This is a genomic window from Kitasatospora sp. NPDC059088, assembly GCF_042738155.1.
In the GTDB taxonomy this organism is placed as follows: domain Bacteria; phylum Actinomycetota; class Actinomycetes; order Streptomycetales; family Streptomycetaceae; genus Kitasatospora.
Map to the genome: position 1 here is coordinate 1 of NZ_JBHYGR010000022.1, position 5,786 is coordinate 5,786.

Here is a 5,786-nt window from a genome sequence, read left to right on the forward strand (position 1 = left end):
CCGGCCCCCCCCCCCCCCGCGCTCCTCCCCCCCCGGCTCCCCCGCCACCGGAGTGAACCGGCCGGCACGCGGCTACCCGGGCAGGCCCAGAATCGCCGCAGCGAACGCTCCGGGGGCCTCCTGCGGCACGTTGTGCCCCACCCCGGGCAGGGTCCGCACCTCGCACGGCCCGGTGAACCGCTCGGTGCCGGTCTGATCCGCCGCGGGGATCACGCCGTTCTCCTCACCGACCAGCACCACCGTCGGGGCCACGACGGTCGGCCGACCGGCCAGCGCGTCCTCCGCCTCCCGGTAGCACGGATCGCCCTCGACCAGGCCGAAACGGTGGCGGTAGGAGTGGATCGCGACGTCCACGAAGTCCGGGTTGTGCAGACTCGCCGCCGACGCCGCGAACGCCTCCGCCGCCCCCGCCCAGGTCGGCGACCACAGCCGCCAGAGCAGCCCGCACAGCTCCTCCCGGTTCTGCTCCAGCCCCTGGCGGCCTCGCTCGGAATGGAAGTAGTACTGGTACCAGAGGCCGCGCTCCGCCTCCGGTGCGGCGGGCTCCATCGCCCGGGCGATGTCCTGGACGGTGTAGCCGCCCGCGGCGACCAGGCCGTGGACCCGCTCCGGCCACAGCGCCGCCGCCGCGCAGGCCGCCCGCCCGCCCCAGTCGTAACCGGCGACGACCGCCCGCTCGATCCCCAGCGCGTCCATGAACTCCACCAGGTCCCGCGCCAGCGCGGCCTGCTGGCCACTGCGCATCGTCCCCGCGTCCAGGAACCTGGTCGGACCGTAACCGCGGAGGTACGGCGTCAGCACCTCCCGGCCGGCCTCGGCGAGCAGCCGCGCGACCTCGTCGTAGGCCCGCACGTCGTAGGGGAAACCGTGCAGGAGGATCACCGGGGCATCGGACGCACGGCGGCGCTCGCCGGTCCGGTGGTAGGCGATCTCCAGCACCGGAGTCGTCACCCGGTAGAGCTCGTACGCCTCTTCGGTCCTCGCAGTCATCCGGTCATGCTCACACGCCTGACCCGGACACGACTACCCCAGGGGCCCCTGGCCTCCGCCCGTGCGTGCGTGCGTCGTTCTCAGTACCGCTGGGCCTGGGTGACCTTGGAGAGCAGTGCCTTGTCCCGGTCGATCGGGCTGAACGCGGTGGGCTGGGCCTTCGCGCCCGGGGCCAGGTCCTTGACTCCCAGGAAGCTGGTGTCCACCACCTTGCCGTTCTCGTCGAGGAATTCGACCTTGACCGCGTACGACGCCGTCGCCCGGGTGCTGTTCACCACCGTGACCAGCGCGGCGTTGAAGCCGGCCGCCTGGGCCTTGGGCAGCCCGGTGAGCGTGACGTCCGACAGGGCGTTGCCGGGGCCCTCCGTCTTCGCCAGGACCGCCTGTGCCTCCGCACGGCCTGCCGACACCTGTGCCGACACGGAGGCTTCGAACGAGGCGGCCGCCGCCGACCGGGAGGCCGCGGCAGCCGAGACCGACTCCAGCACGGACGCCTTCGCCGAGGCCACCGCGGACGGCAGCACCCCGGAGAACGAGCTCACGTCCGGCGAGAGCGGGCGGGACGACGCGGTGGACGGCGACGTCGACGACGAACTGCAGCCCGCGACGACGAGCATCGTGCAGCCGAGTGCGGCACCGACCGCGCCGGCGCTCCGGCTCAGCCGCTCGGCCGCCCGCGGCCGGCCATCGAGGAAACGCGACATGGATCTTCCGCCTTCGTCCCGGCCGGGCCACCCTAGGCCCGGGCCCGCGTCCCACAAGCGTCGCCGCCCGTGCCGCGCCCCGCTATCAGGTCTGCTGTGAACGGGTGGTGACCCGCCGGAGTCCTCGGCGGACGACCGGGGCATGATCCGAAAGAGCGTCGCGTGCTAGGTTTCGCCCGCAAAACAGGACGGTTGAGGGCGGGGGCGACATGGTCGGTATCAGCGCGATAGCAGGCATCGCGGCGGTGGAGCTCGGGATGGTGCTCACCCCCGGACCGAACATGATCTACCTCGTCTCCCGCTCGGTGGCACAGGGACGCCGCGCCGGACTGATCTCCCTGGCCGGCGTCGGGACCGGCTTCTTCGCCTACCTGCTGGCGGCGACCGCGGGCATCTCGGCGGTCTTCTCGCTGGTCCCGGAGATCTACCTGGCGGTCAAGCTCGCCGGCGCCGGCTACCTGCTCTGGCTGGCCTGGAAGGCGGTGCGCCCCGGCGGCTCCTCGGTCTTCGAGCAGCGCGAGCTCGTGCCGGACCCGCCGCGCAAGCTCTTCACGATCGGCCTGCTGACCTGCCTGCTCAACCCGAAGATCGCGATCCTCTACATGTCGCTGCTGCCCCAGTTCGTGGACCCGAGCCGGGGTCACATCGCGGCGCAGAGCTTGCTGCTGGGACTGACCCAGATCGTCGTCGGACTGCTCGTGAACGGGATCTTCGTGCTGACCGCCGGATCGGTCTCGACGTTCTTCTCCGGCCGCCCGCTCTGGACCCGGATCCAGCGCTACGTGATGGGCACCGCCCTGGCCGGCTTCGCGGTACGGATCGCCGCCGACCGCTCGGCCGTGGCCGCCACGCCCTGAGGCCGGCGCTCTGCTGCGGGCGAGGGGTCCGTTCCGTCCCGTCAGCGGTCGTGCGCGTCCACGGCGCCGCCTACTCCACGTCGGCGGCGACCACGGTCCACGCCTTGGTCGACGTGTCGTCCAGCCGGAGGTCGAACGCGAGGGTGATCGGGCGGCGTCGGCGCGCGTCGCCGCGCAGCACCTGCTCGGTGCGGCGGTCGACCTCGTAGTAGACGCCTTCCGCGTCGACCGCGACGCGGAAGACGATCGGATCGCGGGAGACCAGCGAGCGGACCGTGACCGCCCTGACGACGGCGTCCCGCATGACGGTCCGGTCGACCGTGCGGACGGACGTGAAGTCCAGGCTGCCGTCGTTCATGACCCACTCCTCGAGGAAGCGCTCGACGGCCACCTCCAGAACCGCCTTGTCGAACCGGCCGTCGAGCACGCTCAGATCGCCGACGGCGGTGTCGGCGTCCGTGCTCCACGAGATGTTGGTCAGCGACAGGATGTCGCCCGCGCCCCTGACCGCGGTCTTCCCGGCCACCTCGAGGACCGCCTCGCGGGCGACCTCCTTCTGGTCCCAACCGTCCGTCTCGATGGCGTTGGTCAGGTGGTGCGCGCCCTCGGCCGCCTGCTCCACCGAGGACACGATCCACTCGCCGGCCGGGCTCTTGCGCAGCGTCCAGTACTCGACCGGGCGCGTCGAGTCGTCCTTGCGCACGGCGTCCGCGCCGTCGCCGCGGCGCACGTAGTCCCTGAGCGTCGCGGTGACCCGGAAAGTGACGGTGTCGTTCTCCTCGCCCGCGCGGTTGGCGACATCGACCAGCTCGACCACCGGGCCGGAGACGATCTCCACGACGTTGACCTCGCCGCGGGACTCGTAGTCGCGCAGCTGCTCGGCCCACTTGCCGTAGAGCACCGGGGACAGGACCTGCCGCAGGATGGCGTGGTCGTGCCGGGTCCAGGCGTTCTGGGCGGTCACGTACAGCTCGACGGCCCGGCGCTCCAGCGCGGCACGGTCGAAGGTCGCGTCCGTGTCGGCGATGGCGTCGACCCGGGCCGCGACCTGGGCGGCGCGCTCGCGCGCCTGCTCGTCCGCGCGGTGCGCGGTACGGTCCGACACCGTGTTCAGGCCGACCGCCTGCGCCGCCTTCCGGCGCCGGTACACGACCCACATGATCAGGAGGAGGACGGCCACGATCACCAGGAGGGAGACGAACCCACCGCTGCCGGCCCCGAACCCGAAGCCGAAACCGCCGCCGAACCCGTGGAAGCCGCTGCCGTGACTTCCGCCGCCCCCACCGTGGCTGCCACCGCCTCCCCCACCGCCGCCGAACCCGTGGCTACCGCCCCCACCGCGGGCGTACGCCACCGCCGGGCTGCTCAGCGTGACGACTCCAGCGACCACAGTTGTCCAGCGACGGGCGCGCACCGGGCTCCCCCTTCAAGAATCCGAGCTGTTCCTTACGAGCCTACAAGCCGGATCGCCCGCACATTCGGCCCGGTCGGACACTTTCGCGCACCGCCCCCGGCTGATCACATGGCGTGACGAGAGGGGTCTGCCGGCCCCGGCCACCACCCCCTCCGGCGACCGGGTGGACGGACCACGGCTCGGACTCCCGACCGTCACGGGGCGTGGCCAGTTCAGCTACGGCTCCGATGGCCGCGGTCGCGCCGCACGACCACGAGGCGGCCGCCGCGATCTACCCGGAGCTCCTCCCGTTCCACGACATCGTGGCCGGAGCCGTCGGCCTCCGGGTAGGACGCTACGGCAGCCCCGGCCGGTGCTGCTGACCGGCCGATGGATCGGGAGTCACCGCCGGCTCGTGGTCCGGGCACTCCACGCGCAGTTCACCGTCGCCGAAGGCCGCGTCCACGAAGGCGCAGTGGTGGGGGTGTTCGGGGGTCTCGGGGTGGGCGAGTGGGCGGTAGAAGCGGCAGGTGACACAGGTGCGGGAGACCGGGATCGCACGCTGCTCCTGGAGGACCCGGATCATCGCGGTGGTGCCGCGCAGCATGGCGGCGACATCGTCGTCGTCCAGGGCGGCCAGGGCGACCGCGAGGGGTTCGGGGACGACCGCGAGCCGGGCGGCCTCGGCCTCGCCGGCCTCGGTGAGCAGCAGGGATGCCGCGCGGGAGTCGGCCGGGTCGCGGCGACGTTCGACCAGTTCCTTCGTGACCAGGGCCCGGACGGCGTCGCTGACGGTGGGCGCGGTGGAGGCGAGCGCGGTGACGATCTCGCCCTGGCGGCGCGGGCGGCGGTCCCCCGCGAGGAAGACCAGGATGTCGGCCTGAAGCGGTGTCAGCTTCGCGGGCCCGGCGTTGTGCCAGCTGCTCAGTCGCAGCGCCTGGCCCAGCCTGCTGAGCCCGGTCAGCAACTGTTCGCTCGGCGACAGTCCCGGGAGTCCGGCGACGCCCTCCACCTCCTCCACCCTTCTCCCTCCACGCTCTGGTCAGCCCGGTCGCCCGCTTCGGCCTTGTTGGCCTTGCCTCTTGCATTGTAGGCAGCGCCAACTATATTTGGCACTGCCAACATCAGTTGGCAGTGCCAACAACAACCCGTATCGGGAGTCTTCGCCATGCCTCGTCTCGCCGTCGTCAACCCCGACACCGCCACCCCCGCCGCCAAGGTGCTGCTCGACAAGGTCGACCGCGCCCTCGGCGTGACGCCCAACATGATGCGGGCGATGGCCAGTTCGCCCGCCGTGCTGGACGCCTACCTCTCGTTCAGCGGCGCCCTCGCCAAGGGCGGCCTGACCGGCGCCCTGCGCGAGCAGATCGCCCTGGTCTCCGCCGCCGAGAACTCCTGCGAGTACTGCTACGCCGCCCACCACGTGCTCGGCGCCCGGGCCGGCGTCAGCGAGGCCGACCTGGCCGCCGGCGGACGTGCCGAGGCCGCCGACCCGAAGACCGCTGCCGCCCTGCGCTTCGCCCGCTCGGTGATCCGCACCAAGGGCTTCGTCTCCGACGCCGAGCTGGCCGAGGTACGCGAGGCCGGCTACTCGGACGGTGAGGTCGGCGAGATCATCGGCGCGGTGGCGCTGAACGTCTTCACCAACTACTTCAATTCGGTCGGCCACACCGAGGTCGACTTCCCGGCGAAGACCCTGCCGACCGTCTGACCCGCCCCTCCCTCCTGGGCGGGGGGGGGGGGCGGGGGCGGGGCGCCCCCCCGCCCCCCGCCCCCCCCCCCCCACCCGCGCCACACCCCAGCGGGGGGGCGGGGGGCGACGCGAGCCGCCCGGCGCGGAGC

Annotated in this window: 7 protein-coding genes; 3 read left to right on the forward strand and 4 right to left on the reverse strand. The window is 72.7% G+C overall.

The features are described from left to right. Positions 1 to 72: 72 nt before the first annotated feature. Together ACFWXO_RS12625 and ACFWXO_RS12630 are read right to left on the reverse strand one after the other, a co-directional pair. A complete protein-coding gene (locus tag ACFWXO_RS12625; RefSeq protein WP_380523604.1) occupies positions 73 to 990 on the reverse strand; it encodes an alpha/beta fold hydrolase in 918 nt (305 codons plus the stop codon). Between the two features lie 80 nt (positions 991 to 1,070). Beyond that, entirely contained in the window at positions 1,071 to 1,694 is a 624-nt protein-coding gene (locus ACFWXO_RS12630) for a hypothetical protein (RefSeq protein ID WP_380523606.1), read from the reverse strand. Positions 1,695 to 1,903: 209 nt separating this feature from the next. On the opposite strand from ACFWXO_RS12630, the gene ACFWXO_RS12635 reads away from it, so the two are divergent. Then, a complete protein-coding gene (locus ACFWXO_RS12635; RefSeq protein WP_380523609.1) occupies positions 1,904 to 2,551 on the forward strand; it encodes a LysE family translocator in 648 nt (215 codons plus the stop codon). A gap of 70 nt (positions 2,552 to 2,621) precedes the next feature. Here the strand turns inward: ACFWXO_RS12635 and ACFWXO_RS12640 are convergent, their stop codons facing one another. After that, positions 2,622 to 3,731 (reverse strand): Tim44-like domain-containing protein, encoded by a 1,110-nt coding sequence (locus tag ACFWXO_RS12640; RefSeq protein WP_380523611.1) that lies wholly within the window; start codon positions 3,729 to 3,731, stop codon positions 2,622 to 2,624. A 437-nt stretch (positions 3,732 to 4,168) separates the two neighbouring features. Here ACFWXO_RS12640 and ACFWXO_RS12645 point away from each other — a divergent pair, with 437 nt between their 5' ends. Continuing rightward, positions 4,169 to 4,327, forward strand: a complete 159-nt coding sequence (locus tag ACFWXO_RS12645; RefSeq protein WP_380523613.1) for a hypothetical protein — start codon at positions 4,169 to 4,171, stop codon at positions 4,325 to 4,327. Here ACFWXO_RS12645 and ACFWXO_RS12650 read toward each other — a convergent pair. Next, positions 4,300 to 4,965, reverse strand: a complete 666-nt coding sequence (locus tag ACFWXO_RS12650; protein WP_380523615.1) for a MarR family winged helix-turn-helix transcriptional regulator — start codon at positions 4,963 to 4,965, stop codon at positions 4,300 to 4,302. The two genes, ACFWXO_RS12645 and ACFWXO_RS12650, sit on opposite strands and share 28 nt — an antisense overlap. 147 nt (positions 4,966 to 5,112) lie before the next feature. Between ACFWXO_RS12650 and ACFWXO_RS12655 the strand changes: the two genes are divergently transcribed. Beyond that, the gene (locus tag ACFWXO_RS12655) at positions 5,113 to 5,655 is read left to right on the forward strand and encodes a carboxymuconolactone decarboxylase family protein (protein WP_380523618.1); all 543 of its coding nucleotides are present in this window, start codon (positions 5,113 to 5,115) and stop codon (positions 5,653 to 5,655) included. The last annotated feature ends 131 nt before the right edge of the window (positions 5,656 to 5,786 follow it).

What these genes read in the sequence shown, in the direction of transcription:
- ACFWXO_RS12625 (WP_380523604.1), bottom strand. Translation starts at nt 990, where the DNA reads ATGACTGCGAGGACCGAAGAGGCGTACGAGCTCTACCGGGTGACGACT.
- ACFWXO_RS12655 (WP_380523618.1), top strand. Translation starts at nt 5,113, where the DNA reads ATGCCTCGTCTCGCCGTCGTCAACCCCGACACCGCCACCCCCGCCGCC.
- ACFWXO_RS12635 (WP_380523609.1), top strand. Translation starts at nt 1,904, where the DNA reads ATGGTCGGTATCAGCGCGATAGCAGGCATCGCGGCGGTGGAGCTCGGG.
- ACFWXO_RS12630 (WP_380523606.1), bottom strand. Translation starts at nt 1,694, where the DNA reads ATGTCGCGTTTCCTCGATGGCCGGCCGCGGGCGGCCGAGCGGCTGAGC.